The organism is Pseudoalteromonas sp. NZS100_1, from assembly GCF_015864285.1.
Taxonomy (GTDB): domain Bacteria; phylum Pseudomonadota; class Gammaproteobacteria; order Enterobacterales; family Alteromonadaceae; genus Pseudoalteromonas; species Pseudoalteromonas arctica.
Genome location: NZ_JADYXN010000064.1, coordinates 1 through 3,336, shown reverse-complemented (window position 1 = coordinate 3,336; position 3,336 = coordinate 1). Strand labels below are relative to the sequence as shown.

Annotated in this window: 5 protein-coding genes and 1 pseudogene; all 6 read left to right on the top strand. The window is 39.0% G+C overall.

Translation table 11 applies throughout. The annotated features are described in order from the left end of the window. Window positions 1-24: 24 nt before the first annotated feature. The gene (locus I6F66_RS20390) at window positions 25-369 is read left to right on the top strand and encodes an immunity protein YezG family protein (protein WP_165729598.1); all 345 of its coding nucleotides are present in this window, start codon (window positions 25-27) and stop codon (window positions 367-369) included. A gap of 199 nt (window positions 370-568) precedes the next feature. Beyond that, on the top strand, window positions 569-862 hold the full coding sequence (locus I6F66_RS20385) for a hypothetical protein (RefSeq protein ID WP_165729593.1): 294 nt from the start codon (window positions 569-571) through the stop codon (window positions 860-862). A gap of 8 nt (window positions 863-870) precedes the next feature. After that, entirely contained in the window at window positions 871-1,617 is a 747-nt protein-coding gene (locus I6F66_RS20380; protein WP_165729597.1) for a PoNe immunity protein domain-containing protein, read from the top strand. 5 nt (window positions 1,618-1,622) lie between these two features. Then, a complete protein-coding gene (locus I6F66_RS20375; protein WP_165729596.1) occupies window positions 1,623-2,429 on the top strand; it encodes a PoNe immunity protein domain-containing protein in 807 nt (268 codons plus the stop codon). A gap of 9 nt (window positions 2,430-2,438) precedes the next feature. Continuing rightward, a complete protein-coding gene (locus I6F66_RS20370) occupies window positions 2,439-2,783 on the top strand; it encodes an immunity protein YezG family protein (protein WP_165729595.1) in 345 nt (114 codons plus the stop codon). A gap of 47 nt (window positions 2,784-2,830) precedes the next feature. After that, a pseudogene (locus I6F66_RS20365) lies at window positions 2,831-3,336 on the top strand (hypothetical protein); the annotation flags it as partial.

The following is a 3,336-nucleotide window of genomic DNA, read 5'->3' as shown; positions in this document are numbered from 1 at the left end:
ATAACTAAACGCTAAGGAAAGCCAATGCAACCTAATATTAAAAACATCCCGCAACACCTAGGTCAGTACCTTTATCAACAAATTAATGCTCCGTGGATTGAAGCTCATCTTATTTTAGATTGCGAAAACAACAATATACTTGAATGCAAGGCTCACTTTATTAAACCAGATGACGAAACACAGCATGCAATTGCTGTATCTGAAAATATGACAGCATTATTCAAAACGTTATTTGACCACGCCATTAAAAATGAAGTTGAGGATTGGCAACGCGCTATTTTTACTATCACTCGACAAGGCCAGTTTAACTTAAACTTTGAGCGCGATAATAACGATGAAGAAGTAATAGCAGCTGTTCAAACACATTAAATATTAATTTAACCCACTCTTTAACAACATGGATGTTGTGGAGTTAGGCGCTAAAAATTAGCGCCTAACCTTTCACATAATGACTGTTTTTTATGGTTAACGCCCTCATTTACTTCTCATTCTTTTCTCTTTGTGCAAAAAATATTTTAAATGAATTATTCACAAAGAGGTTAAGAGACGCTGCGCTTAAAGAGTAAAAGTGCTATTAAATAGTCAGTTTACTATTCATGAAATATCAACAAGTTGGCAATACGACCTACTGCTGCCACAGCTTGCCATAGACGGCAAGCAAATGAGTGATGATTGGGTTACTGATAAACGCTTACAAAAAGCAGGGCTAAGTAGGAAAGAACGAGCAAAAATTTTGAAAGCAATACGTACAAATGACGGCTCAGTTGAAAAGATACTAATTCGCAATACACCTGACGGTAATTTATTAGTTAAAGAGCTAAATAAACTAGGTAATATCATTGGGACACCCCAAGGGTTTTAGGAGTAGAAATGTTAAGAGATAAATTAAAAAGTAAAGCCTACTTTGATGAACAAGTAGAATTTAGTACAGAAACTATCGATGATTACTTAAATGATGTTAAGCATAATAAAGAGTTTTCTACAGAAGTTAAAATGAAATTATCTTTTGGGTTGGTTGATTATGTAGTTCGTTTACTTCACGAACGCTACTCCCGCGGAGACAATTTAACTGAGCTCAAACCTCACTTACTTGAAGCACTTAAATACCGTCAATGGCAAAAAGACTATGCTGACGCCTTACCTGCAAATGAGCAAAAAAATCGTATCGATTGGGAGGAGTTACACGAAGATGATTTAAGACGCACAATTATTTGGCTTACCTTTGCCTACTGCTTGGCCATGGGTGAAGACTATTACCTAAAAACATTAGAGCTTATCGCTAATCAAGGACAAGATGCTTTACTCGATAACCTTGCTATCGCGATGGGAGATAGTGAACGCCAAGCTGCAACAATACCGTTATTCAAAAAACGTTTTGGTAAATTATATAACGTTATTGAAGGGTCACCCGAGCAGCGACCTGAATTAGTGAAAGCATATCTCGATGCATGGTATAAAGCCGAAGGAAGCCCTGATTATCATTTAATGGATACGGATGCTTACATTGGCTACTGGTGCTGGGGTTCGGCTTTAGTCGTTAAACTTTATAATATTGACGACAGCAGTTTTATTGACCACCCGTATTACCCTAAAGATTTAGCTCACTTTAAAGGATGACATGAATGCTACGTGATAACCGTAAGGACGCTGACTATTTTCACGAACTTATTAGTGACCTTGATGAAGCGCTAACTGAAACACAAGCCGCACTCGACGACGCTGTATTTACCTCCCCTACTCAGCGCGTTGATGTGGCTCAGAGACTGTTTCAACTAGCGATTATGCGTGCTGTAGCGCATTATTCTTATGGTGCCTCTATTGATGAATTACGCCCTTTTGTACTCGCTATTTTACCTTATCGTGAACAGCTCACGTCGGTAGCTGATAACATTCCACAACCCCATCAGTTTTACCGTGTTGATTTTGAGCAACTTGGCGGCGCCGGCGAGGCGTGTGGCTCTGCGAATATAAATCGCTATATTTATACGCTTTGGTGGCTGTCGTTGCTAGTTGCCTGCGACGCGCCCACTGAGCATATTAATAAAACGCTTGATGTCATTGGTGAACAAGGTAAAGATGCATTATTTGATGCTATAGCCGTAAAGCTCGGTGATTCACAGCGCCCTATGGCAAAGACCCTCTATTACCCTGATGTTTACCAGTGTTTGTTTGACGCCTTTAGTCTTGATAAAAATACGCAAGCACAGAAGTTAAACCAATTTATATCTCAGTGGTATGCCCAACTTGATGATGCAGACTGGCACGGCAACCATGAATGTGATTGTGAATTTGAATATACTGATTATTACATTGGCTACTGGTGTTTAGAGCATGCGTTAGTGGCAAACTTACTTGGTATAACCAAATCACAACTTACGCCACATCCAATGCTAGCCAATGATTTAATACGTAATAAACCTGAGCGTTAAGGACAGCCAATGCAGCCTGACATTAAAAACATCCCGCAACAACTTGGTCAGTACCTTTACCAGCAAATAGATGCGCCATGGCTTGAAGCTCAGCTTATTTTAGATTGCGAGAATAATGCTGTGGTTGAGTGTAAAGCCCACTTTATAAAAGCAGATGACGAAACAGAGCATGCAATTGCTGTATCTGAAAATATAACTGAATTATTTAAAACGTTATTTGACCACGCTATTAAAAACGAAGCGGAAGATTGGCAACGTGCTATTTTTACCATTACGCGTAAAGGTCAATTTAACTTAAACTTTGAGCGCGATAATGATGAAGAAGCAATCGCTGCTGTTGAAATACATAAATAAATAAGATCAATCACAATCAAACTTCACCACCCTTTTTAGAGATGTTTATGACTACTTTAACTAAGCAACTTATATTTATATCACTCGCTTTAACGCTAGCTGGGTGCGATAAAGTGACAGTGAGCACCGTTACTGCATTATTAGCGCCCGCTGAAAAAATACAAGCGGCCTCTCCTGAAGGAAGTGACTTTCAAGTTAATGGCTGCAATTTAACCTATAAAGACCAATCACTTGTCTTTAATACCAGCATTGATGAATGGGTTAAAATACTCGGCCCATACGACAGAGTCACTCACTTAGCAAACGACGTTTACTTTTGGGATGAAATAGGTCTCGGCCTTTTTTCTAGCACTGGCAAACACAGAGCAGATGAACTTCAGTTCGAGTTTAATGAAACCATAGCCTTTAGTGAAGATGATATTAGAGTTACTTACGGTGAAGAAATGAAAAAAATTAAGAGAGAGGCCAACGAATCCCGCTCTAAAACGCCATTTACTCAAACGCTTTGGGTTAATGGGGCTGTAATTAAAGGCAACTGGGATATAAGTAAAGT

Coding starts and splice junctions, on each gene's coding strand:
- I6F66_RS20390 (WP_165729598.1), top strand. CDS start 25: ATGCAACCTAATATTAAAAACATCCCGCAACACCTAGGTCAGTACCTT.
- I6F66_RS20380 (WP_165729597.1), top strand. CDS start 871: ATGTTAAGAGATAAATTAAAAAGTAAAGCCTACTTTGATGAACAAGTA.
- I6F66_RS20375 (WP_165729596.1), top strand. CDS start 1,623: ATGCTACGTGATAACCGTAAGGACGCTGACTATTTTCACGAACTTATT.
- I6F66_RS20370 (WP_165729595.1), top strand. CDS start 2,439: ATGCAGCCTGACATTAAAAACATCCCGCAACAACTTGGTCAGTACCTT.